Annotated in this window: 21 protein-coding genes and 1 pseudogene; 13 read left to right on the top strand and 9 right to left on the bottom strand. The window is 43.1% G+C overall.

Annotation, left to right across the window (positions count from 1 at the left end):
• Positions 1-159: 159 nt before the first annotated feature.
• The 3 genes from RJD38_RS07570 to RJD38_RS07560 all read right to left on the bottom strand — a co-directional run bounded on the left by RJD38_RS07570 (position 160) and on the right by RJD38_RS07560 (position 4,550).
• Positions 160-1,155, bottom strand: coding sequence for a Wzz/FepE/Etk N-terminal domain-containing protein (locus RJD38_RS07570; protein ID WP_367971445.1), 996 nt, complete (start codon positions 1,153-1,155; stop codon positions 160-162).
• Between the two features lie 131 nt (positions 1,156-1,286).
• Positions 1,287-3,944: an SLBB domain-containing protein gene (locus tag RJD38_RS07565; protein WP_367971153.1), complete on the bottom strand. Its 2,658-nt coding sequence runs from the start codon at positions 3,942-3,944 to the stop codon at positions 1,287-1,289.
• A 51-nt stretch (positions 3,945-3,995) separates the two neighbouring features.
• Positions 3,996-4,550, bottom strand: a complete 555-nt coding sequence (locus RJD38_RS07560; RefSeq protein WP_406852283.1) for a porin family protein — start codon at positions 4,548-4,550, stop codon at positions 3,996-3,998.
• Positions 4,551-5,550: 1,000 nt separating this feature from the next.
• Here RJD38_RS07560 and RJD38_RS07555 point away from each other — a divergent pair.
• Entirely contained in the window at positions 5,551-5,721 is a 171-nt protein-coding gene (locus RJD38_RS07555; protein ID WP_367971151.1) for an acetyltransferase, read from the top strand.
• On the top strand, positions 5,721-6,122 hold the full coding sequence (locus RJD38_RS07550; RefSeq protein ID WP_367971150.1) for a type II toxin-antitoxin system death-on-curing family toxin: 402 nt from the start codon (positions 5,721-5,723) through the stop codon (positions 6,120-6,122). Before RJD38_RS07555 ends, RJD38_RS07550 begins: the two co-directional genes overlap by 1 nt.
• 591 nt (positions 6,123-6,713) lie before the next feature.
• Here RJD38_RS07550 and RJD38_RS07545 read toward each other — a convergent pair.
• Together RJD38_RS07545 and RJD38_RS07540 are read right to left on the bottom strand one after the other, a co-directional pair.
• Entirely contained in the window at positions 6,714-7,007 is a 294-nt protein-coding gene (locus RJD38_RS07545) for a hypothetical protein (RefSeq protein WP_367971149.1), read from the bottom strand.
• 108 nt (positions 7,008-7,115) lie between these two features.
• The gene (locus RJD38_RS07540) at positions 7,116-7,670 is read right to left on the bottom strand and encodes a GTP pyrophosphokinase (protein WP_065429714.1); all 555 of its coding nucleotides are present in this window, start codon (positions 7,668-7,670) and stop codon (positions 7,116-7,118) included.
• 574 nt (positions 7,671-8,244) lie between these two features.
• Here RJD38_RS07540 and RJD38_RS07535 point away from each other — a divergent pair.
• From RJD38_RS07535 to RJD38_RS07515, 5 genes are all read left to right on the top strand, one after another.
• Positions 8,245-9,708 carry a hypothetical protein gene (locus RJD38_RS07535; protein WP_156773131.1) on the top strand — a complete coding sequence of 488 codons (1,464 nt, stop codon included), beginning with the start codon at positions 8,245-8,247 and terminating at the stop codon, positions 9,706-9,708.
• Entirely contained in the window at positions 9,698-12,778 is a 3,081-nt protein-coding gene (locus tag RJD38_RS07530) for a hypothetical protein (RefSeq protein ID WP_367971148.1), read from the top strand. The genes RJD38_RS07535 and RJD38_RS07530 overlap by 11 nt, the downstream gene beginning before the upstream one ends.
• Before the next feature lie 67 nt (positions 12,779-12,845).
• Positions 12,846-14,189 carry a hypothetical protein gene (locus tag RJD38_RS07525; RefSeq protein WP_367971147.1) on the top strand — a complete coding sequence of 448 codons (1,344 nt, stop codon included), beginning with the start codon at positions 12,846-12,848 and terminating at the stop codon, positions 14,187-14,189.
• A 307-nt stretch (positions 14,190-14,496) separates the two neighbouring features.
• Complete coding sequence (locus tag RJD38_RS07520; RefSeq protein WP_367971146.1) at positions 14,497-15,660, top strand: Arm DNA-binding domain-containing protein; 1,164 nt, start codon at positions 14,497-14,499, stop codon at positions 15,658-15,660.
• Positions 15,657-16,268, top strand: a complete 612-nt coding sequence (locus RJD38_RS07515; RefSeq protein WP_367971145.1) for a hypothetical protein — start codon at positions 15,657-15,659, stop codon at positions 16,266-16,268. The genes RJD38_RS07520 and RJD38_RS07515 overlap by 4 nt, the downstream gene beginning before the upstream one ends.
• A gap of 152 nt (positions 16,269-16,420) precedes the next feature.
• Here the strand turns inward: RJD38_RS07515 and galE are convergent, their stop codons facing one another.
• Entirely contained in the window at positions 16,421-17,428 is a 1,008-nt protein-coding gene (gene galE, locus RJD38_RS07510) for a UDP-glucose 4-epimerase GalE (RefSeq protein ID WP_367971144.1), read from the bottom strand.
• Between the two features lie 93 nt (positions 17,429-17,521).
• Positions 17,522-19,459 (bottom strand): polysaccharide biosynthesis protein, encoded by a 1,938-nt coding sequence (locus RJD38_RS07505; RefSeq protein WP_367971441.1) that lies wholly within the window; start codon positions 19,457-19,459, stop codon positions 17,522-17,524.
• Positions 19,460-20,304: 845 nt separating this feature from the next.
• Between RJD38_RS07505 and RJD38_RS07500 the strand changes: the two are divergent.
• From RJD38_RS07500 to RJD38_RS07490, 3 genes and pseudogenes are all read left to right on the top strand, one after another.
• Positions 20,305-20,472 (top strand): annotated as a pseudogene (locus RJD38_RS07500) (DUF1778 domain-containing protein); the annotation flags it as partial.
• A gap of 110 nt (positions 20,473-20,582) precedes the next feature.
• The gene (locus RJD38_RS07495; protein WP_367971440.1) at positions 20,583-20,831 is read left to right on the top strand and encodes a type II toxin-antitoxin system Phd/YefM family antitoxin; all 249 of its coding nucleotides are present in this window, start codon (positions 20,583-20,585) and stop codon (positions 20,829-20,831) included.
• Positions 20,821-21,105: a type II toxin-antitoxin system RelE family toxin gene (locus RJD38_RS07490; protein WP_367971439.1), complete on the top strand. Its 285-nt coding sequence runs from the start codon at positions 20,821-20,823 to the stop codon at positions 21,103-21,105. The genes RJD38_RS07495 and RJD38_RS07490 overlap by 11 nt, the downstream gene beginning before the upstream one ends.
• Here the strand turns inward: RJD38_RS07490 and RJD38_RS07485 are convergent, their stop codons facing one another.
• On the bottom strand, positions 21,106-21,327 hold the full coding sequence (locus RJD38_RS07485; RefSeq protein WP_367971438.1) for a hypothetical protein: 222 nt from the start codon (positions 21,325-21,327) through the stop codon (positions 21,106-21,108).
• A gap of 212 nt (positions 21,328-21,539) precedes the next feature.
• Between RJD38_RS07485 and mntA the strand changes: the two genes are divergently transcribed.
• Both mntA and hepT read left to right on the top strand, forming a co-directional pair.
• A complete protein-coding gene (gene mntA / locus RJD38_RS07480) occupies positions 21,540-21,962 on the top strand; it encodes a type VII toxin-antitoxin system MntA family adenylyltransferase antitoxin (protein ID WP_367971437.1) in 423 nt (140 codons plus the stop codon).
• Entirely contained in the window at positions 21,955-22,359 is a 405-nt protein-coding gene (gene hepT / locus RJD38_RS07475) for a type VII toxin-antitoxin system HepT family RNase toxin (RefSeq protein WP_367971436.1), read from the top strand. The genes mntA and hepT overlap by 8 nt, the downstream gene beginning before the upstream one ends.
• Before the next feature lie 192 nt (positions 22,360-22,551).
• Here the strand turns inward: hepT and RJD38_RS07470 are convergent, their stop codons facing one another.
• On the bottom strand, positions 22,552-22,719 hold the full coding sequence (locus RJD38_RS07470; RefSeq protein WP_367971444.1) for a hypothetical protein: 168 nt from the start codon (positions 22,717-22,719) through the stop codon (positions 22,552-22,554).
• Positions 22,720-23,646: 927 nt separating this feature from the next.
• On the opposite strand from RJD38_RS07470, the gene RJD38_RS07465 reads away from it, so the two are divergent.
• Positions 23,647-24,120: a hypothetical protein gene (locus tag RJD38_RS07465; protein ID WP_367971435.1), complete on the top strand. Its 474-nt coding sequence runs from the start codon at positions 23,647-23,649 to the stop codon at positions 24,118-24,120.
• The last annotated feature ends 10 nt before the right edge of the window (positions 24,121-24,130 follow it).

Here is a 24,130-nt window from a genome sequence, read left to right as displayed (position 1 = left end):
GCGCTTTTTATGTGTATATAACTAAGGAATTCGCTCTTAAACACCCACCAATAGTGGTTTTCAAGGCCATCGAATTAACTCAATTCCTTAATCGGCATTACTTATTCTAAATATTGATTGCTCTAAATAAGCACAGTCTAAATAAGTATGATCTAATACTTAACAGTTCTCATCTGAGCTTTCTAGCTCTTCTTTTCTAAACGCGAATCGAACCAAAACGATCGCTACACCCAGCATGCCGCCCAGTAGCGTACCTAACACACAAATCAGTGCACGTTTAGGTCCACTTTTAATCTCAGGCACTACCGCAGGATCCACAGTTTTAAACACAAACTCTTCTTGTACTTCTGCCAACATCAGGCTTTTGGTCTGCTCTTCGATAAGCTTATAAAAAGTGCTTTGCATATCGGCAACGGCAGTTTTTTGCAATTGAGTATTCAAATAAGAGAGATTCTGTGATGTCTCAGCAATCGTGCGCTCACGCATGACTTTGTTGATGTCTTCAACTAACCAGTTAACCCATTGCTGCGCAATATATGGCGAATAATGTTGAACAGAAATGGTGTATAAGCCACTTTCTTTGCTCTGATTAACACTTAGCGTTTCTTTAGTAAAAACCTCAAAAGCCTCTTGAGCGCTAGGAGTGGCGCCACGCAGCCCTTGCGGCTCACGCAGCCATTGCGTTGAGCTTTGATCATACAATTCATCATCAAAAACTAGCTTATTACTCGCAAGATCCCACTCTTTGGCCGCCATTAACGGCACCAACAGGTTGTGCTTATTAATAAAAGCATCGATAAATTGGCGAGATTTCATCACTTGCACCGCTAAATCTGTTTGTGATGACTCTCCACCACCAAGATTAACACCAGCCAGCGCCGCTAAACCGCCAAGTTGCCCCGCCATTTGCGACAAACCACCACCGCCAGAACTTTCGGCTGGAGCGAGCAATGCATCCGCTTTATAGACATTGGGTAGACTAAGGGCGTATAAAACCGAACCTAATGCAAAGACAAAAGTAATAGCGATAATGATCCACTTGCCTTTCCAAAGCGCAAAAAAAAGCTCGCGCAAGTCGATTTCATCATCGGCAACCGTCTGACTCTGTGGCGGATAAGGTAACGGATTTAAATGTGTTTCGTTTTGAGATTTCATGTTATTCATCAAGATCCTAACATCCTCATCCACAACGCTGAGCAAAGAGCTAACAATACGCGAAAGAGGATCAGGTTAATGTGGTCGTAATTTAGGTGCTAGTCACTTTAATGGCTAGCACCCAATCAGTCTTATTTAAGCGCGTTCACCGCAACACCCGTTTGATATAGGATCTGAGTGGCTGCCGTCCAAGTGCTAAGTGCATCACGGTAATCGGTATCAATCGGCACCACGATGGTGTCGCCCGCTTTTAGGTTCTCACTGTTATTACCAAACCAATAACCTGAATTGGGTTTATAAACAGAACCATCGGCACGAACAACAAAGATACGGCCTTCGTCCGCTTGTTTCTTCACCCCACCCGCTTTATTAAGGTAATCATCCACATCAAGCTTATTATCGAGCAAGTAAGTAATTGCAACTTGGACTTCACCCATAATCGAGACGGTATTGCGGAAGGTTGGGACAAATAAGAAGTCGCCATCTTCTAGCATAAAGTCGGCAGATTTATCGTCTTGCAAAATTCGATCGAGCTGCACCACCATTCGACCCAGCGCTTTACTCTTACTGGCTTCTTCAACAAAAGCCAGTGTTTTAGCCGGATCTGAAATTACCGAGCTCATATTGCTATCGGCACGGAAGGTCTTCTTCGCCGTTTCTGCTCGCATATCTGCTGCGTATTGGTTAAGTAATTTCTGCTCTTGTAGGCGCAGTGCTTCACGCGTAAAAATTGCCCCTTGAGGATGAGCAAACTCCGTTAACCCACCCGCACGTTCAAGTAAATCGATGAGCGTTTCACCTTGGCGTACCGTATAGGTACCCGGGAAACGAACCTCACCTTGAAGAACTACTGTGCTTTGCAGTTTTACATTGGGCTTTTCAAGCACATTCAAACGATCGCGACCCACAATAACTACATCACTTACTGCATTGCCTTGAATGGCTTGACGCAAGTCAATGCGCTCAACTTCTATCGAGCCGCGCTCATTAAGCGCATCGACAACACTATGGGCCAATTCAGCATTGATGGTATAGGCGTTATACGTTAAACCACCAGCAGCTTCGATCAAAGTGGACACGGTCATTTGATTTGTGATCGGGTAGCGACCAGGGTGTTTCACTTCACCAAACACATCTGCAATTTGAGGAGCCAGTCCTAGACGAGACTGCTGCTGTAACTGCAGTAACACAGGAGCCAGCAACGTTTGACGTGTATTATTTTTTAATGAAATTAGGTCCTTGCTAGTAATTTCTTGGCCTTGGAAAATCAGTTTTGCCTTTGGTGTTAGTGATTGATTCGCTGCGCTACCAGCAACAGCACCTTGTTGTTGTGCTTGCTCAATAAATGCTTGTTGCTGCGCTTGCTCTAATGATTTGACTTTATTTGTCATCTCATCGTTTGTCAGTGAATCTAAATCACTATTACTAAAACGGTTAAACACCAACACGCGATCTCGTGAATGCAGTTGAAGGTTATCTTCACTACTCGGCGACAAGATAGCATTTGCAAGGTTGACTTGTAGAACTTCAACCTCTCGCTGAGCATTGATCTCGCGGACAACAATGGCGTAGCTCACATCGGCAGTTGCGTTAAACGCCGTATCAACCGATTTAAACAAATCAGCGATGCGCAGGCCGGCCTTCCATTCAACATAACCAGGATGACGAACATCACCATCAATGTCTACATAACGTGTTAGCTGTTCGCTTTTCGCCGTCACGTTAACCACATCGCCATTTTTCACACGACTCTGCTGATCACTCGATTGAGAAAAATTCAGTGTCAGTGCATCACGATTGTTGCTGGTCGCGTAGCGCTTAACTTCCACTTGGTCACTGTATGCATTCGCGGTAAAACCGCCCGCCATGTTAATCGCTTGCTTATACGTTTCATTCGATTTGATTTCATAAATCGCAGGTCGATTCACTTCGCCATCAATTGAGATGGTATTGCCTACCGCACCAATGAAAACAACATCGCCAGGTAGTAAGCGAACGTCATTACGCGCATCGCCTTTGAGCAATAAGTCATACATATCAAGCTTGCGGATCACCTGACCATTGCGCTTTAACTGGATATCACGCAATGCACCACTCTCAGAAAAACCACCGCTGTAGTATATCGCTTGAGAAATGGTGGTGAGTGCACTCACAGTGTACGAGCCAGGCTTATAAGCGCCGCCCATCACAAAGACTTGCATGGTGCGCATTTCACCCAGTGAAATATCACTGCGCACACCAATCATCTGCTCTTTAACACGTTGGTTCAGCGAATCACGCACATCAGAGAAGGTCATTCCTGCGACTTGAACCGGCCCCAGAGAAGGAAAATTAATCAGCCCTGCTCGGTTCACGCGCAAGCGGTGCGTGATGTTCTCTTTACCAAAAAGCTGGATCACAATTTCATCACCGGCGCCCACGGTGTAATCGGCCGGAACCGGTACATCGCTGATCGGCGCAAAGGTGGTTGGCGATCCGGCAAACAACTCTAAACCAAAACGCTTTAACTCACCCTCTGTTAGAGAAGCTTGGTGATCACCCTGCTGAGCATTGCCGATTTTATTCGTTTCAGGTCGAGGCTCGATGACATCCGGTGTTTGATAAGCCACTGATTGAGAAGATGCCGAAGGCAAAGAAATGCCATACTTACTCGCCAATGCTTGTTGTTGAGCGGGAGGTAAACTCTGAAACATTTGAATCTGTTCTGGAGTAGGGTTTTGCGCCAACGCAGCCGGCACAAACAAGCTTGCCACCACATAGGCAGCAATGGAGAAATATCCTTTAAGCATGGTCATTCACTATAAAATAAAGGTGACATTTAAAAGCAATTATCTTTTAAATTAAAAACGATGTTGGAATCCGATCGTCATCGTGTTGAGGCGGATGTTATCTTCCGAACCACTATCCACAAACTCAAACACCACGGCGTTTTTGGTATCAAGGGCATAATGCATACCAAGACCAAAACTAAAACCTTGCTCCTTTTCAGACGCAAAGTTGGTTTGATTCATTTCCACCGAGGTATACCCCGCCAAACCATAGATCGCAACGCGAGAGCTGACTGGCATGTTGACTTTCACATACGCACTCGCCAGGCTATCGACCGCAAGGCCGCTATCACGCTGCACTGATGTGCCGTAACGCGCCTCAAGACCTAGGTAATCATTAAAAAAATACCCGGCTTGTGCTTGCAATAGAATCGGAGAGCCTTCGGATACATTAGCATTCGCAACCGAGGAGGACTTAAATTCGGCATTAGAATAGCTTGCCAAGGCCCCCGCGTAGAAGTTAGCGGATGCTGGAAGCGCACATAAGCCTATACTTAATACGCCAAGTACGCTTAAGCAGTGTTGTTTATTTTTCACGTAAAGATTCCCGCAATATAAACTCGCCATGGTAAGGGCATGGTTACGTGCACCAAATACATCGCCAGTTTATGTTTAATATATTTATTTTCCACACGATTGCTGCGCGGCATTGTGCGTGAAACCGCCTTCGCAAATTGTTCAAGTGAGACCGATATCACAATAATCATTATCCATCGTTCACACATCGTCTAAACAATCATAAAACTTGACAAATTATGCATGGATTAGCGTAAGACAGCAAGGCGAGGTGTGTTACAAAGTAAGCAGAAGTCTCAATTATATATGACCGCTTTATTATTCGTTCACTTTGAACACTTGAGTAGGCAGTGGAATAATTGTTTGGACGATTATTGCGAATGAAAATAATCGGCGCGGAGCGACCAATATATAATGCCGTAGCGCCGTAGCGCCTTAGGGCCATTTTCACTCAGCCCGAAAACCCAATTAAAATCAAAATTTTGCAGAGATGAACGTTTCACCCTGAGACACAATCGTGGCGATTGAGGACCCTTTGAGACAGTGTGCATCGCAGTGACCATGGCAACCGACTTGTACCGACGCCATGAAAAAGGGGCTCAATGAGAGCGCCAAGTACACCCCTTGCATCGTTCCTTTTTCGTTTGATATTCGATATGAAGTGACACCCAATATGGGCTAAAACAGGGGCTATTTTGATATCTCGCCCAGTACGATGCACGTGCGCATACTGCCAAAGCGTCGAATACCTCACCAGCGCTCTTAATCGTGACAAGATGATGGGGAGATCACTATCATAAAGTGAACTGATCACCGTTTTTCTGCTGGCTCTGTACCAGACAGAGGGAGATGTTATAGGTGTTAAGGGTAATAGCGATGATCACAAGATTATGGCTTGTACTCGCTTGACACGGGTAGCATGTTCAGTTTAGAAGACGTTTTGTTGACAGCGCAGTCATAGCGTTGCCTCGCCACCTCACACGACGTTATGTTTTTTGGGTGGGTTAATAGTATAATAGATTTTAAATGGTTATTTTAGAGGTGAAGGTCGATGAATAAGAAAATGGAATCTTATGGTGTGGGCGCGGTTGAAAGGCCCAGGATTAAAGCCACAAAAAAACTCGATTTATCAGGAATTTACGGACAACAAATTGTTAAATCCGAGTCCAAATTAGCATTGAGAACCCACCGGAAAACGTTTGAAAAACTGGCTCATATGTAATGGACATTATTTGTTTTCCATTCGAGCGAGTCATAGAAATCAATACATTCATACTCGATACTGAGCCTGGTATGAATGGGGCCGTCGATATTCCTAAATTGCAAGGCGCTTTAGGTAGGATTGATAATGCTATTGTCTATGATGGTTTAGACGATATTTTTGAGATTGCTGCAAAATATACGGCTAGTATTGCGGTAGCCCATGCGCTTCCGGATGCAAATAAACGAACTGGATTAATGGTGGCTCTTGAGTACTTATCTCTAAACGACTATGAGTTGACCAGCGATAACGAGTTGTTGGCTGATGCCGTTCGAGACCTAGTGCTCGCAGGTATCTCGGAAACCGATTTTGCAGATATTTTGTATGCTCAATATGCGCAAGAAAACAACCTCGTTGATTGAACAGAATTAAGGTGTTGCGCAACCTGATCTGCATCATCAAGACTGAATGACAAGTAAAGTAATTTTCTGTACTTGGATAGTTATCAGAATCGGTTAGCAGTCAACAATATAATAAGAACCATCTACAACGATGATTAAAACTTGGAATCAGCATGGTTTGTTGAAGCTCGGTTGATGACCACTGGTACAATACCCAAACAAGTATATCCCCTTTAATGACCTAGCACTCACCGCTCTGACATCGCTACAAAACCAGGAGTGAAAATCAAAATGCTTTTTCCGCCCGCAATGAGTCATGACCAACACAGCAATCCCTACTGTTGACTGCTTAAACCTTCCACTTTTTCAATGGTCGTATTCATGTTTTTTCCTCCTCTGTAAACCAAAACTTAAGCTCGTTGATGTCTCTTTACCCCATCAACAGGTGCATTTAAGAATACTCTCAGCAATATCGATAGCTTACGCACTACAAGCTTCATGAATCATTTAGCCATAAATGGATAAATTGGTATCGACATGAAAGAAGCTCACTTTCAGTAAGTGCATCAATTCAGATCTTATGCTTAAAAACTCGAATATTTAATGACCTACTCACTCTTGAAACTCACCCAAAGTATTCTCATCAAGTTCTGTTAATGCTTGAGCATTCAGGTGAGCAATGACTGCTAAGCGAGCACTCATTGGTCTAAACAATGAAGCAGAGTCAACATTCTTGCCTTCTAAAGCTTTCATAAGTCCTTCAAAAAAAGTTGCGCTCATCATATAACCAGCAGGCTCATTGTTCGATAAAACGACGACAGGCTCCCCTGATAAGCAATCTTTAAAGTGCTTTCTAGCTTCGCTTGATGACACTGCTTTTTCTGCATAAATGGTACTTGTTTTCATAGCACCCTCGCGTACTTAATATTGTTTATTTGTACATGATTGAGTTGCTTTGAACATCGAGTGTTTACAACGAAACACATGGCTCTTGTAGTATAGCCGTGATAAATCTTAAATAAAGCTTCGCTTAAACTTCTCATGGTTTTCGACATTCGACCTCAAATCTTCTTTATCCCAAATTTGAAGTTCCCACGGAAAGTAAAAGTTACTTCTATTTTTAAAATAGATGTGAAGTCCTTTATAGCCTTCCTTATCGCGCAAATACCAGTTTTTCAAACCAAGTTCATCTTGCCAGTTATCCAGCTCTTCCATCACTTCTGCGATCTCGGACTTGGTTAATATAATCCTTGCCCCAAAAATATCATTGAGCCAATTGTTCACCGGATACTGATTGTCGCGCTCACTATAACGCGCAATTTTATCGTCGATACTTTCTCTTGTTTTTACTCGATAAAAGTATTTCAACTCAATATGGGAGGTCATGAGATAGTCATTGATGCTTTCATGAAGCACTAAGCGGTATTTATAGATATGAGAGGCAGGAACGTTCGAGATTGTCCTAGATAGCTTCACTTGCTCAAACACCCCCTGATCAAAGCAAGACTCTGAAAACTCTTTGTGAATTCTATTGATCTCTTCAATGAGTTTTTTAACTTGCTCTTTCATCCCACCTCCACGACTTTAACTGACTGATGAATAATCTGACATGATTAAATATAGATGGAAATATAGCAAGTGTGGTAATGGAAGCAAAAGCCACAAAAGAAGCTAGATAACGCCCCCACTCTCTCTGTATTGGATATAGTTATCTTCGATATATACTTTAGCCAAGTCACGGTGCTGGTTTGAGACGCTTCACCTTAGTTCAGGCGTGTCTTTGACTGATTATGCCATATTGTCAGTGTCATTCAGCAGGCCGATGCTACGCGATTCACTTTTTCTGGATGTCAGTTCACATTTACCGCACAAACAATGGCGACCGCCTTTCTTTCTCTTGACCTCACAAATCACTCTTGATTTTATTATAAATATCAGTTCATTAATTAAACAACACTTCACTCTAAGATCAATCTGAGGGGACGCTTTGGGTTATATTGCGAACGAAAAAAGAAAAAATCGAAACAAACAAAGTGGCGCCCCTTACCCTGATGCCAAGCTCTCAGTCACTTCCCTTGCCCGAATTTTCAAAAATTTAAATCGCAGCCGACTCCCGATCCGAAAACGAGAAAAATTCTTTTTTGTGTTCATTTATCTATGGCTCACGGGCGAATTGGCCTCGTTAAGAAAACAAGACAATAGTGCTAAAATTTCAGACTACACACTGCCCGATCTTTTCCGCCAACAGGCTTACAAAACGTGTCAAAAAAATGCGTTTCGAACCGTCATGTACGAATCCACTTCTTGGGTTGAATACGCTGTCGCTTACCCAGTCAAAAACCGCATCGTCTATTTATGGCAACCTATCCCCTCTCGTCTCAATCCCTTTTTTCAGCGGTTTATTTCCTTACGCGGCTACGAACGTCCTTTTTTAAGCTCAAACGAAAAAGGCGAACTCAAAACGATGATTGAGAAACGTTGGAAACAACATGGATTGGATGAGTTAGAGCAGTCCGTGGGCCGAAAAGATAACCTCATTAACTATTTCAATATCTGTATTCAAAATGACAATCGCCTCTCCGCACTGTCTCGATATGTGCTGACTCATCAGCATCATCGAGTTCATCACGACCATGCTCGGTCTTACCAACAAGAATCCAGTGACCGAATACGAGCAAAAATATTTCGAGCGCATGAACGCTATCTAGAACGCTTAATTTTTGAGATCCGAGCATTAAATCTTAAAGAGAAATTCACCGTAGAGAGGCGCACAAAAAATCGCTCTGAGATAGAAAGCGTCTACTTGGTGGATACCACCTTAATACAAAAAATCCCTACGGTATTTAAAGCTCATAGCATTGAACAACTTCACTATCACGACGGCGAATCCAAGCCAAGTTCGGCGCAAACACCCCTATTGATCGGCAGCCGGCGTAACGTAGATGTGGTGACTTTAGCGAGCTTTTTTCGCCAACTGGAGAGTGATATCCATTCACACGCCATACTGATTGAGGAAGACAACTCTCTCGAGGCGCTCATCTCCTATTACAACTTATGCACCTATCACCTCACATTATGCTTTTTGATCTGTACTGGCGTACGCCCCACCCACCATATCAGTATTGAGCCTCGGCGTTACTTTCCCGGGAAAAAAGCGAGTGTGTACGATAAGGGGCATTATCGTGAAATCTTCATCAATGAGTACCTTTCTGAGCAAATTCATCAATATCAGCGATTACAACAGAGGGTCATATCGCGTTTACCCGCGCAGGCTTTCCAGTTAGAGAAAGACGTATTGTGGTACCTGATCGATGACAATCAAAAGGCGCAAACGGTCTCTGCCAGTCTCTTACGCCAGTTTTTAAAACAACGAGAGGCGACCTTTGTGGCCTACTCGATACGACATACTTTTGCTCAATTTGCACTCGAACATGTTACCCCCTCTTCTTTGAGTAACGCTCAAATCGATAGACTGATGGGGCACGCGAATATTGGTGAAAATATCGGCAATGACCATATCTTCCCCCTGCATCGTCAACAGCTCGTTCAACACGTCAATCGCATTGCCTCGAACTTTAACTTACAAAAGGTGAGCTATGTCAGATAACTCAGCGAGCAGCGCGCCTTCAACCAGCCATAAAGACGATAAAGCCGACATCCAAGCTTCTGCTTCGTTCTTGCATGCGCTCTCTATCCAGCACATTGTGCATTACACGCAGCAAAACTATGCACTAACGCCATCAGAAGACGCCATAGAGTGGGTGTTACACCGTTGGCCAAACACTCAAGAAGCTCGCCGTCAAGTCACGGAAACCACGTTAAGTGACATCAGACAACAATGGACACACCAACCGGCAAGACTCAAATCGAATTACCAAAACGCATTGACCGCCATCTTACTGTACCTGCACCATGCGCTTGGGTGGGAAATACCGAAAACAGAAGAAAAAAGACTAGTCGACTACGACGCCAAACTCTTTGAAAACATCACGTCTCATGCGCATGCGGCCTATCGCCTTCTTCAAGGGTACAACACGTTTTTAGAGACCTTTTATCAAAAGAGAACTCCGCTTAGCCAAGAACAGGTCGCGTTAATCGTCGCGCTAGAAGTGGCCCCTTTGCCCATCGACTATCTCCATCACATACTTACGTCGCCAGAATGTATTGAAATCGTCGATAACCGTCTTTATCTGCGCCTAATACACATCCAAGGCCGCCAAAGTAAAGGCCGGCCAGATAAAGAAGCCGATGACGCGTCGTTTACTCGCTACCACTTACCGCTCTCAGTTTATCGCGCCTTAACTACCTTTTATGAACAAAAGGCGGTCACGCTTTCTCATGCCTCAATGGGGCTTAATCCGTTCAGAGACCGGCTTCATGCCTTCACTGTGCAACTGATCATATTTGCTGAGACATCTTCTATAATGGGATCATCCCCCCATCTTTGTTCCAAGAGACAATTGCACTTTCTCTTTCAAGCCGTCTGGTATTACCGCGATGACGTGGTACCAACGCTCTTAAAAGACATCGCTTACCCGACCAGACATGTGGCCTATGAGCTACAAAGCCCTTACATTCCCAATCAAAAAAAACAGATCGATGATATTTATACACAAAATTGGGATGACAAGTGGTATGAAAAAATCGAGACAGGCAAAAAAGAACCGTGGCCTCACCAGACGCTGTTCAATGACTTTAAGAGAAACGGAACGAAGCCAACAAACTACGAAGTGACGAAATGGCAAGTACACAATGTCTTGCCTCAACTTGCTGCCCTTTTTGTGAAAAATCTTATTTTGTTCGGAGGTAAGCGGGTTAAAAATCTCGGCGACAGTACGCTGGGTCAATATTCAGGATTAAAGAAGATACTCGAGCCGTTCCCATTAAGCTTTGAGTCCAGTCAAAACTATGATGAACTCATGGCTTGGGCACACTGCACGTATGCCAAGCTCACCACGCCCAGTTCACAACAAAAACTCCGTCGTTTTTTTGAATTTTTAACGACGCAAGATTTAACTGACCACATCAATTTAAACGAACTGCACAACCCCACAGTACCCATCAATGTGGACGCCAATTTCATCTCTATTGACGCGTTACACCAGATTGTTCATGCCTTAGTCAGCAATACAAAAGGGCATTTCTTGCAACGCTTATTCAGCGCATCGGCGGTCATTCTTGCGTATTTTGGCAAACTCAGACGCGGTGAGATAATACGACTGAGAATTAAAGATATTTGGCTCGACAGAAAAGCCTTCACGAATAATGATCAAGATAAAAATCAATACTTTAAGCTGCATATAACCCAGACAAAGGAAGGCAAAACGAAAAGCAGACAATCACGATGGGTGCACGTATACCTTCCCCCTGAGTTTGCCACGCTCATTCGTATGTGCATCAAGCTCAAACCAAAATTGCCCGCTCGCGCGCGCATTACCAGCCGTTCCCCACAGATGCCACTCATTGGTTTTGAAAATGAAAGCACGACATCCAGACAGCTGCATTACTTATTACCCGCCACCAAAGCGATTAAAGCAGTTTGTGGTGAAGATGCCCGCTTTCATCATTTAAGGCATTCAGGCGCCTTTGTTTCTCTTCTACAAAGCCTGCATTTCATCAGCTATGTCGTTGATGTCGATATGGGATTACCGCCCAAACTGCATGCTTTGATGACCCAAGAGGTATTGAAAGCACAATTTCAACATTGGTTAGAACAGCAAGACACGCTTAGTCTTAATGATAATGTGTTGTTTGAAGAGCTCATTCGAGAAATCGGGCACAAACACTACGCCACAACACGTAAGTACTATGTCCACGGCATGGATTGGCTCTACCCGTTTTATCGCAAAGCCGGCAATCAAAAAGAAGACAGACACTACACTCGAGCACAGCTCTGCTGGCTCTTGGGATTGAAGAAAGGATCGAACGATCTCTCTCGACGCATCGCAAAGTTAGACGCGCAATACGCGCAGCTTTCAACAGAAGAAAAGAAGCATTACCCACTGTTATTCTCCGAAGAGGCGCTTCGCAACCACTTGTTCCCTCCAAAGCCCAAGGGCCAACCTAACACCGTAACAACATCGCACTTAACGACGCTGCTTACGGAGCTATCCGATAAGGCGTTACGTGCAAATCAACCGGATTGTCGCCCTTTTCCGAGTATTCAACACAGTTTACTTAAGACGCTTTTTTGCCAGCAGTTCAATCACAATAAAGACCGCTTCCTCATTTCAGACATCAGCACCATTTGGGCTTACTCCAACAAGCATAAGCCTGAGGTTTCGCGCAAAAAATGGGAGAAAGCCATAGGTAAAGTGAAAAATATGGAGCTGATTGACGCTGATGGAGAGCCGCATATTTTAATCAAAATGTCGACAAACCAAAAGGATGGCACCCTTTTTCGAGAGGCCTTTAAAGTATCCGAGCTTCAGTTTTTTCACTCGACCTTTAACCTTATGGTGAATGAAAAGACAGACCCGACGCGACAAAAGAAAAACATCCATGAACGCTTTGCCGATGAAAAAGACACGATCCTTATCACGAAGAAAGACCAAGGAAGTACAGAGCTTCATATCACACTCTCCCCTCGAGAGAGCATCACACTGGCACCGCAAACGGTGCATTATATCTATGAGTATCTGGCCTATTTTCAGACTCACACACAGCAAGAGTCATGAATGACATAGAGAAACCAAACGCCGTTCAGTGTCAATGACGACACCCTCTGTTAATAAAGGAAATTGAATGAAAAAAAAGACCGTCCCACTTCATATTAACGCGAAAGTCGCCCAAAAAAGCTTACAGCGCATGCAATGTCAACTCATCAAAAATAGCGACGACTTTTGTGTCAGCTTCTGTTTTGACTTTGAGAAAAACCAATGCAACATCGTTGGTGGGCATACGCCTGAATATTCACTCATTGCCTTAGATCTCAATGACGGCATCAAAGCGAACAAGGCGCTACGCTCATTTTCATTGTCGGGTGATATCTTTCAAAACTGGCTTGAATCTGCCATCGAGCTTAAAAACCTAATGAAAGAGGACTTCGTTACTCTCCACATTGACGGTCATTTAAAAGACACCACTCCTTCTATCATTATCTACGACACCAAAGCGGTCTCTCTTCTTAACAAAAAAAATGACGTCGATGCCATCCTAGCTCGTGCTTGTCGTCGCCAAATTAAGACGCGAGATCCGCTTGATCTGCACCTTCAGTTTATTAATTCAGATGTTCAACGTGACTATCAAACGATCAGCAAATCCACCTGTCAAAGTCTTCTCCATGAGATAAAGCCGCATTCCCCTTTCCAAATGATTGAATTTGAGCCGGAGACGAAAAAACTCAAAATCATGCGCCAAGGTAAGATTGCAACGAGCAAAACCAACCTTAGCATCGATCTCGGTCATTCGTTTATTTCCTCTGAACAGGGTGTTGAAATGCTTGGGCACATGATCGAAAACACCGCAGATAAGGACATCCTGATCCGCCAAGAAAACGATCGACTGATCATCAAAACATCCGAACAATGCTCGGCACTGTCGCTTGAAGGGCTTGATGAATTTAAGCAAAAAATGGCCGATACACTTGACGTATTGTCCACCTTTACCGTTGACATCTCTCCGTTCAAGGCTGAAGTTAGAGCTTTGCGCAGCTACCTTGATGTTCGCTCTCAAGACGTTGCGTATTTTGTGATTCAAAAAGAGGACTCGTTCTTAGTCGCGCAAGTTGAAAAAGAAACGCACACCAAACCCATTTTGGTGTCCAACTTATCCATGTCAGGCTACGATCAAATCATTGTACAGATTCATTTAAAACCGTTTCTCGACCTGAAAATTTCGAACTTCACCGAAATGAAAGAGATGAAAGTCACCCTCTATAAAAACGACCGTCTCGAAACGTATATGGGTTTCTTTGACGAGGCCAGAAAAGATCTCCCGACACAATCCCTTGCTGTCGAACTCATTAACAATGCGCAGAAAATTCGAGAGATCAATATCGCGCTGGAAGATTATAAAAAAGACAAAGGCTTGGTTAAGCGGGAAAAAGCAGGAGAAAACCACACCTTAGATTTAGAGTCGATGTTTTAAAAAGCGAAGCGGTGCAGAGATAACCGCACAGAAAATTCGCACAAAAACTGGACATTAAAACAGTATGAGTCTAAGTTAAGTGGTGGAACTTTATACAAGCAGGGTGAAAGGTTCATTGGGCAATAAAGCCGTGATACACACCCAAGTTTGAAAAGAGTAAATATGCAGTTGGGATAGGAAGGCGGCAACCTCCCTACCCCGTACCGGCTGCGCGACGTTTAAACCACCCCAGCCGATGGCTCGATTCTAGCGAATTCCATTGGTGAGGAACAGATCTATTTAAGATCTGAGATCCATGGAGGCCACGATGGCACATATTCGCGTACGTCCTAATGGGCGCATTCAGTTCGATCTTCATTTATATGGCCAACGCTTTCGCGAAGGCAGTAAACAAATGGCCACCCCGAAAAATTTAAAGCAGGCTCAAGCCACGCTCAAACAAATGAACGCCGAGATTGATCTTGGCACTTTTCAATACCGAGACTACTTCCCACACAGTAAAAAAGTCGACCTGTTTGAGTCCTTGCAGCGAGATAAATGCCCCGACCGTCTTTATCCTTTTTTCAACGACTTTGCGAGCCAGTGGTATGAGCGCCAAAAAGGCAATTGGAAAAGGAGCTACCAAAGCGTGGTCCGAAACACGCTCGATCACTACCTCACTCCCCACTTTGGCAATACCTTAGTCTCTGAAGTGTCCCTATCCCAAGTGGAGTTTTTTCGTCAAATGCTGCAAGAAACTCGTAAGGCCAATGGTGAGCGCAAACTCACCAACAAACGTATCAATAATATTTTATGGCCACTGATCGCCATTATCAGTCTTGCCGCCGAAGAGCATGACTTTAAGTATCCCTTTCGACGTTACAAATCCCTTAAAGAAGAAAAGGCAGACTCTAATCCTCTGACCAAGGAAGAGGTAATGCAATTTTTGGCGCATGTCGATGAGAAATGGCGCGATTATTTTTTGATCCGCTTTTGGACGGGGATGCGCAGCTGTGAAGTACACGGACTTCACTGGAAACATATCGACTTCAAGCATCGCCTGATCCGTATTCGCCAAAACTTTGTCAATGGAGAGATCTGCGATGTGAAAACACCGAAATCACGACGTAATCTAAAAATGACCGACAATTTATTTGATACTTTTATACGAATAAAAGCATCGGCAACAACAAATTCAGAGTTTGTTTTCCCATCACCCACCGGCATTGGCTTATCTACTCAATGGATCAGTCGACATGTCTGGTATCCCACACTCAAAAAAGCGAATTTAACATTAAGACGCCCTTATGAAACTCGCCATACGGCAGCAGTACTACACATCGCAGCGCATGAAAACCCACTGTATATCTCACACATGCTCGGTCACAGTGACACTCGACTGCTCTTTGATACTTATGCTCCTTATGTTGCGAATGCTTCTAGAACCGATGGTTCAAACTTTGATGAACTGATGTCGGGAGTATGGTCATGACTCTCTTTACCTTTGCAAAACCCGAACATTTTTATCAATGCCTCAATGATACGCGGCAACTCGCCGCTTTTGCGTTAGGCGCTCAAAATCCTCGCGTTTATCAGCTACTCAAAAATGAGTCTGCAGAGATTCCTACTTCACTTGAAGTGCAGCAAGCAATAGAGAAAGTCGCAAAAGGATTCTATGAGTCCTATATTTTAGATGATGAGCTTCGGCATTCTCTTGAAAATTATGCAAACACCTTGATCGAGGATGCTTCGACAAGCTTGGAGGATATCTATCTTCATGACCGTTTCCCTGAAATGCCTTTGATCAAATATTACGCCGTCAAGGTGAGATTAAAAGGTAGCATAAGCTGGATTGAAATATGGGAGAGACATATCGCCATGTGTCGGAAAATCTGCTTTTCGCTTTATGAATATCGTAAATACCAAGCCGTAAAAGTCAGTTACAGCAATACTATGATCGTTGTTTATAAACCAGCATTAAAACAGTGTGACTGTTATGTAGAAGCAAATCAGCCTCGCTGCTTTCATATCGAAAAGGAACGATACTTTCAATTACCTTTACCTTGGTTCAAGCAACCAACAAAGCACAATGCGAACTGAGAAAACCTGATTGCACGACTCGCTAAGTCAATAGAATTGACATGATGACAAACAAAAATACCGTGAAAAATTTACGGTATTTTTGAGTGTCATATTTGTTTGATAGTACTAACCCTAATGCGTCTAACCCAAACTCACGCAGATCTCGTTAATTAATACCCTTGCGGATTATTCGATTGCCAACGCCATGAGTCTTCTGTCATATCATCAAGTGATAACTTTGCTTCCCATTTCAACTCGTCACGTGCCTTTTGAGGATCAGCCCAACACTCGGCAATATCTCCAGGGCGACGCGGCACAATTTGGTATGGCACAGAAACACCAGATGCCTTCTCAAATGCTGACACCATTTGAAGCACGCTATTACCATTACCTGTTCCCAAGTTATAAATGTGCAAACCCGCTTGTTGGCCTTTGTATTTTAGTGCAGCTAAGTGCCCATCAGCCAAATCGACGACGTGAATATAGTCACGAACACCCGTACCATCAACAGTTGGATAATCATCACCAAAAACCGATAAGAACTCACGACGCCCCACCGCCACTTGAGAAATAAACGGCATCAAATTATTAGGAATGCCTTGTGGGTCCTCGCCCATCGTACCGGATTTATGAGCGCCAACCGGATTAAAATAGCGCAATAACGTTACGCTCATATCGGGATGTGCTTTTTGAATATCTGTGAGGCATTCTTCTACCATCAACTTACTACGCCCATAAGGATTGGTTGCGGATGTAGGGAAATCTTCACGGATGGGTGTCGATGCTGGATCACCATACACCGTGGCTGACGAGCTAAACACAATGCTGCTCACACCCGCTTTACACATCGCTTCAACTAAAACCAAGGTACCCGACACATTATTGTCATAATACATGATTGGTTTTTCAACTGACTCTCCCACCGCTTTTAAACCCGCGAAGTGGATCACACTGTCAATTTTTTGATCTGTAAAAATGGTGTGTAATATTTCCGGATCACGAATATCACCATGGTAAAACTTCGGTTTTACCCCAACCAAAGCTTCAATGCGATCCAGTACCACGTCTTTACTATTGTACAAATTATCTAAAATGATTGGGGTTAAGCCCGCTTCAATCATTTGTATACAGGTATGGCTACCGATATAGCCCATCCCGCCCGTCACCAATATATTCATTGTGTTAGTCTTTTTCCGAAATAAGAAGAAGTGCGTGAAGCTTGAGAACGCACAAAGTTAAATAGTGAACTTACTGCAAGCCATTGTTTAACTCTATTTTTCAACCAATGTGATTTCCGCTGATTTCGCCACATTCCACACCAAGTCTCCGATCCCATCGGTGGGTTGGAATCCCGTTGGCGCTTCTAATAAAAGTTGGCGAATATTCTCATGATCAAGGTTATGACACGCAAAATCTAAGGTTTCGAGTAATGTGTTGTATTCCTCAAGAGATAAGAACACTTCCTGAGCTGTCATGATCCGCTCGTGGGCCGTTTGGCCGACGTTATCGCCAATCAATAACTCTTCATACAACTTCTCTCCGGGACGAAGCCCCGAGAATTGAATTTCGATTTCGCCATGAGGGTTTTCTTCATTTTTAACTGACAAACCAGATAACCGAATGAGGTTTTCAGCCAGATCGGTAATTTTCACTGACTCACCCATATCAAGAACAAAGACATCCCCTCCTTTCCCCATGGCGCCAGCTTGGATAACAAGTTGCGCCGCTTCAGGGATTGTCATGAAAAAGCGGGTAATATCTGGATGGGTAACGGTTAATGGCCCACCGGCTTTAATTTGCTTTTTGAATAGAGGGATCACAGAGCCAGATGAACCAAGCACGTTACCAAAGCGAACCATACAAAAACGAGTTCCATTTTCTTTTTGATTCTCTTGCTCAGCGAGCGCTTGCAAACCGAGTTCAGCCATACGCTTCGTTGTTCCCATAACATTGGTTGGGCGCACTGCTTTATCGGTAGAAATTAATACAAACGACTCAACGCCCGCTTCGACAGCCGCTTTCGCCGTGTAGTAAGTGCCATAAATATTGTTACGCACACCTTCAACTACGTTGTATTCGACTAACGGGACATGTTTGTATGCTGCAGCGTGATATACTGTTTGAACTTGAAATGACTGCATCGCCGTTAACAAACGATGTGAGCGCTGAACAGAACCCAAAAGTGGGATGATCTCAACCTCGGCGCCTTCCGCCTCCTTTAGTAAAGAGAGCTCACGTTCAATGCTGTACAAACCAAATTCAGACAACTCAAATAAAACGAGCGTTTTAGGTTTCTGCTTTAAGATCTGACGACAAAGTTCTGAACCAATTGATCCCCCGGCGCCTGTCACCATTACCACTTTGTCTTTAATGTTGGCTTCCATCAAGGCTTGCTGAGGTGCAACTGCATCGCGCCCCAATAGATCTTCAATAGGCACATCGGTCAGCTCATCGATTTTAGCCTTGCCAGACACAATATCGGCCATATCGGGGACCGTCTGAATTTCAACCGGGAGCGGCGCCAATAAATCCAAAATTTGCTTACGGCGAGCACGCGATGCACTTGGGATCGCGAGCAAGATTTTAACGATCTCGTATTTGGCAATTAGCGCTTGGGTCTTATTTAAATCAACGACAGGTAGGCCAAGAATCATCGTGTTGGTGAGCGTGTTATCTTCATCAATAAAGGCGCGAACGCGGTAATTTTCAGAGGCGCGTAGTGCAACCGCTAATTGACGACCACCTGAACCCGCACCGTAAATCAACACTTCTTGGCGTGAGTCTTTTGATGGCGACATCGTGGCCACGAGGTTACGAACCACAAGCCGAGCGCCACCACACAATAGCGCTAAATACGCACCATAGATAATAGGAACTGTACGAGGAATTGATTCTTGTAGATAATAAGAAAAAACCGACAAAGAGACAGCCGATAATATCGCGCCCGCCATCACAACAAACAATGCTTGAAATGTAAGATAGCGGAGAATAGCGCGATACAGGCCAACTTTGGTAAAAATAAGGATCGTGGATATTACCGTTAAGGCAATTAATAGTAAGTTATCGCCATCACTCAAAAACTTCACATCACCCAACCGTGTCCACAGCGCAATATGCAAAGCAAATAAAATGAGAAAAGTATCAATAATGACACTTACCACTCGCTTATGTAAGCGAGACAGTTGCCAAATAAAATTAAGACGTTGCATAAAAAGATTCCTATTGAGTGGAATTTATAGGGGTAGAAAAATAATTAAGAGAGCGCTGCAGTAACACTCACAGACAAAGCCAGCCCATGTTTAAAGTATCATACAACGCTCACATTTGACTTATAATAAAAATGCCCCAATAGTCTTAAGTTTAGACCTATTGGGACATTTCGGTGACACTCCCAAAAAGGATTTTAGGCGATCACTTGTCTCTAGAGTGAGACGGTAAGAGCAACAAGGCAATTATTACCTAAATAAAATAACGCTAGAAAAAGATCAGCCCCAATAGTTAGCACTATTCTACTGAACTCAGCAAATGCCGCCATTTCCCTTTACATTTAAGGGGTTTCTGCGCCGAGCCCTTCCCGCGTGAGACTGAAAACAGTCAATATCATTGTATTTGAGACAGTGTTGACTGAGATGAAAAAGCGATAACACTCACGCTAACTGCCGCTTGTAGGGCTGACAATGTCCGTGAACAACAGCAGAACAGCACTATTTAGGCAGGGATGGCTCATCGAGTTAGGTTTTAATTTTGATGCGCCTTTTTAGTCGTCAGCATGGCTATTGTTTGCGAACGCATGCTTAGCCATTATTGCCGACCCGTCCCCTCCCGGCGGTGTCAACATCATGACCGAATGTCGAGCAGACTTCCTGAAGTTACAGCAGTGTCTTTGCCATACTAAAAATTATCTGAACTCCGATCCCGACCATTTTACGAGTCTCAGTATCAAATCGAAATCATTACCTTTTAAGTCCATAACCTTTCCGTACAAGTTGAATGTAATCATTATTTGAATGATAGTTTCTGATGTTACGAAATACGTCCGTACATAGGAGGAATGATGGCAACAGCACGTTTAGATCTCCGTCTTGATGAAGAAATAAAAGCAAAAGCTGAAAACGCATCTGCATTGCTTGGTATGAAATGTTTAACTGAATATATCGTTAGGCTTATGAACGAGGATGCAACACGCGTAATTGAAGAGCACGAAAGTATCGTTCCTAAACAAACCTAATAATAAACCTACAATGTCGAATGTAATAAACTGCTGGGTTCGCTTTGTCCAAAAAGCAATGACACGCTATAATGACCGAATAAACAACCTAATTAGAGACCGCTATGACGACAAGAATTTTAGCTGATGTTGCAGCAAGTATTACCGAGTTTAAAGCTAATCCAATGAAAGTTGCCTCAAGTGCATATGGCGAAGCAGTTGCTATTCTGAACAGAAATGAGCCCGCATTTTATTGTGTACCAGCAGAAGCTTATGAGTTACTTATGGATCGTCTTGAAGATTTAGAATTGTTATCTCTTGCTGCGGAGCGAGAAAATGAAGAAACGATTTCGGTAAATATCCATGACTTATAAGCTAGATTTCAAAAAGAGTGCATATAAAGAGTGGAGTAAGCTAGGTGCAACGCTTCGTGAACAATTTAAGAAAAAATTAATTGAATGCTTAGAAAACCCTCACATTCCCGCATCTAAACTATCAGGAGCTGATAATTTATACAAAATCAAACTAAGACAGTCAGGCTACCGCTTAGTATACAAAGTCGAAGATAATGTAATCACAGTCACCGTCTTAGCTGTTGGTAAAAGAGAGCGCAGTGACGTTTACAAGAAAGCGATGCACAGGAATTGACTATAGCTTGTTAACGCCCCAATCTGCGTAATAGAAACCCACATCAAAATCATCAAGTACAATATCGTAGGCTTCAGCCTTTAGGTCTCTGTCGTGATAAACGACCTGAAAAGAAGTCACGGGGAATTCGGCCCGGCTTGAAATTTGTCCCAGCGCCTCTCGTTGCTTGCTCTCTAGATAGTTATCTACACACTCAAAACGGTAGGATTGATATTCGCTCATGCTAACCTGCTAGTGCTATGTATTAAATTGAAAGGTCTGAGCTACTGCACGCTTTACCTTCTTAGTCTTTTCTGTCAGTGCGGCGTTCCGTAAGCCATAGGCCGTTCCGCTTTTCCGTCTTCGCTTGCTCGGCTTTAACTTCTTAGCTTCAACCCACTGTGATACACTTAATTGAGCAAAACCATAAAGTCACATGGGCAATTTTTATAATTATGTTTAATTTAAATAAAACATTTTTGATTAATTCTATTATCACTAAAGTCCCAGATGTAAAACTTATCTATTTATTTGGTTCCTTCGCTAGTGGTGAACAACATTCTGAAAGTGATTTAGATATTGCTATATTGCCAGCTAAGGCACTAGATAACCTTGACCGTTGGCAAATTGCGCAAACATTAGCATGTGAACTCAATATCGATGTCGATTTAATTGATTTAAATACCGCATCAACCGTATTGTGCCAACAGGTTATTACTCAGGGAAAATTGCTATGGGGAAGCCAGAATGATGATAATTATTTTACGGTTAAAACCATGTCCATGTACCAACACCTGCAAGCGGAAAGAAGTATGATATTAGCCGATTTCACTTCTAATAAAGTGGCGCATAGCAGTAAGGGAACAACTAATGAATGATATTCTCATCAATAAAATAGCCACGATCAAACGCTGTCTAAAACGTATAAATGATGTGTATGGTGATGGAACGTTATTTAAGCAAGATTTTACACTACAAGACAGTGTGATACTCAACCTACAACGTAGTTGTGAAGCTTGCATTGATATAGCCAATCATTTAAACCGCCAACATCAATACGGTATCCCGCAAAGCAGCCGAGATAGCTTAACCTTGTTAGCACAAAACAATGTACTGAACGAAGAGTTAGCTAATAACCTAAAAAAAATGGTGGGTCTAAGAAATATAGCGGTACACGACTATCAAGAGCTTAACCTTGACATTGTGATTCATGTTATCAAGCATCATTTAAGTGACTTCGAAGACTTTATTGAAGCAATTAAAAGAAGGTCTTAGATTCTAGGAGGAGTAGATCTAGCCACTGCGCAGCGGTTCTGTAAGTTTTCATCACCTGCTCCAATTTTATCATTGAGCAGGTATTTTCAGATAGTCAGATTAACGATGCGAGGTCTGGTTCGCTAGACGGTTACGCTCTTAGCAAAGTGAAGTAGCATAGTTAATTTGCCTGATACTCCTCAATAACCTCAATCAGATTATCCAGAGAAAACCCTCTATACTCAACGCTATAATTTTTAAGTTTAACTTTTGCAATAGGTTTACAGATTTCTCGATAAGCTTGGCTTCACTATATCGCTTCTGTTTACGCTTAACTTCAGCGATCAGGATCTTTTTATCTAGATCATTGATAGCAACAATATCGATTTCGTTATGCCCTTTAGCATCCCTGTAGCCACCGATACGACCGTACTGTTTTGATTCAACTAAAATAGCGGTGAAGTAGCATAGTTATTTTGGCCATCTATTATGAAACAAATATTATGCTTAGGGCACATTTTGGTTATAACATCATAAACTTCATCCATTTTGCCGGTTTTATTTAGAATCTACCAAGTACTTCATGCCATCCGATCCAGCTGCGTGCACAAATGTCAGACTCGATATTGGCGGTGAGACCTGAACCCTTACCCAGTGAACATGTGCACAAATGTCAGACTCGATGTTGGCGGTGAGACCTGAACCCTTACCCTGTGCACATGTGCACAAGTGTCAGTATCGATATTAGCTGTGAGACCTGAACCCTTACCCTGTGCACATGTGCACAAATGTCAGTATCAATATTAGCGGTGAGACCTGAACCCTTACCCTGTGCACATGTGCACAAATGTCAGACTCGATGCTGGCGGTGAGACCGGCCCCTTATCCTGTGCACATGTGCACAAATGTCAGACTCGATGTTGGCGGTGAGACTTGAATCCTAATTCTGCACACGCGTGCACATTCAGGCACAGCATCAAAAAAGAAAGGCCTAGTTTCCTTTTTAGGGAAAACGCTAGCGCTAAATCTAGGGGACAGTTGTTAAGCAATTAATAACAATAAACAAACCAATATTTAAATTCAGCAATTTATATATCATTAAAATACTTCGCATTAACGCTATTTTTTGATTCTAGGTTGAAAATATTAGTTATTGGATCTGTTTGAAAAATAATAACTTTGACTTCTCACGCAACATATGCTCATGTATATATATACAGTAATACAAAAGGACGAGTCGATCCTCAGAACTAAATTGTTCTCAAGTGTGCAAACAGAACAGTAACACGGATTGTTAAGGAGGGCAGGATGCCTAAATCAAAAAAAGTCATACTCAATAGTGTGCAATTGCAGCACCATCCGAAACTGATCACATTACTCTCCGGTGATGTTATAAGCCTTTCGGCACTTCCAGCTATCAATATACTCACTATTGAACAAATTCAGAGTCTATTAGATAACACACCAATCCCTGTCGTACACAACTCTAGTTCCGATACCTATGAGCAACTAGTTGATATGCCATTGCTGGATTTACTACTCGTTCATAGTGACTCCCACAAATTAACCGCGACCTTGCTCATATACAAGAATGCAGAGCCGACTTTAACCACATTAGCCCTAATTAAACCAGCGTTAATGTACCAAGAGCAAAAGCGACTGCCTCAAATGCTACATCATCGATTGCTTACAGCTAAGGCACACGGTGTGGCAGTACTAACAAAAAAGCAATTTAGTGAATTAGCTCAGATCTCTCCCTCTGCAATCAGAGCAAAAAAGTGAGGAGAAATTA

Origin of the sequence: Vibrio scophthalmi (genome assembly GCF_040869025.1) — a bacterium.
In the GTDB taxonomy this organism is placed as follows: Bacteria; Pseudomonadota; Gammaproteobacteria; order Enterobacterales; family Vibrionaceae; genus Vibrio; species Vibrio scophthalmi.
The sequence above is the reverse complement of the archived record's forward strand: the minus strand, read 5'-3'. Positions and strand labels throughout refer to the sequence as shown.

Coding starts and splice junctions, on each gene's coding strand:
- RJD38_RS07570 (WP_367971445.1), bottom strand. CDS start 1,155: ATGAAATCTCAAAACGAAACACATTTAAATCCGTTACCTTATCCGCCA.
- RJD38_RS07565 (WP_367971153.1), bottom strand. CDS start 3,944: ATGCTTAAAGGATATTTCTCCATTGCTGCCTATGTGGTGGCAAGCTTG.
- RJD38_RS07560 (WP_406852283.1), bottom strand. CDS start 4,550: ATGGCGAGTTTATATTGCGGGAATCTTTACGTGAAAAATAAACAACAC.
- RJD38_RS07555 (WP_367971151.1), top strand. CDS start 5,551: ATGAATAAGAAAATGGAATCTTATGGTGTGGGCGCGGTTGAAAGGCCC.
- RJD38_RS07550 (WP_367971150.1), top strand. CDS start 5,721: ATGGACATTATTTGTTTTCCATTCGAGCGAGTCATAGAAATCAATACA.
- RJD38_RS07545 (WP_367971149.1), bottom strand. CDS start 7,007: ATGAAAACAAGTACCATTTATGCAGAAAAAGCAGTGTCATCAAGCGAA.
- RJD38_RS07540 (WP_065429714.1), bottom strand. CDS start 7,670: ATGAAAGAGCAAGTTAAAAAACTCATTGAAGAGATCAATAGAATTCAC.
- RJD38_RS07530 (WP_367971148.1), top strand. CDS start 9,698: ATGTCAGATAACTCAGCGAGCAGCGCGCCTTCAACCAGCCATAAAGAC.
- RJD38_RS07525 (WP_367971147.1), top strand. CDS start 12,846: ATGAAAAAAAAGACCGTCCCACTTCATATTAACGCGAAAGTCGCCCAA.
- RJD38_RS07520 (WP_367971146.1), top strand. CDS start 14,497: ATGGCACATATTCGCGTACGTCCTAATGGGCGCATTCAGTTCGATCTT.
- RJD38_RS07515 (WP_367971145.1), top strand. CDS start 15,657: ATGACTCTCTTTACCTTTGCAAAACCCGAACATTTTTATCAATGCCTC.
- galE (WP_367971144.1), bottom strand. CDS start 17,428: ATGAATATATTGGTGACGGGCGGGATGGGCTATATCGGTAGCCATACC.
- RJD38_RS07505 (WP_367971441.1), bottom strand. CDS start 19,459: ATGCAACGTCTTAATTTTATTTGGCAACTGTCTCGCTTACATAAGCGA.
- RJD38_RS07495 (WP_367971440.1), top strand. CDS start 20,583: ATGACGACAAGAATTTTAGCTGATGTTGCAGCAAGTATTACCGAGTTT.
- RJD38_RS07490 (WP_367971439.1), top strand. CDS start 20,821: ATGACTTATAAGCTAGATTTCAAAAAGAGTGCATATAAAGAGTGGAGT.
- RJD38_RS07485 (WP_367971438.1), bottom strand. CDS start 21,327: ATGAGCGAATATCAATCCTACCGTTTTGAGTGTGTAGATAACTATCTA.
- mntA (WP_367971437.1), top strand. CDS start 21,540: ATGTTTAATTTAAATAAAACATTTTTGATTAATTCTATTATCACTAAA.
- hepT (WP_367971436.1), top strand. CDS start 21,955: ATGAATGATATTCTCATCAATAAAATAGCCACGATCAAACGCTGTCTA.
- RJD38_RS07465 (WP_367971435.1), top strand. CDS start 23,647: ATGCCTAAATCAAAAAAAGTCATACTCAATAGTGTGCAATTGCAGCAC.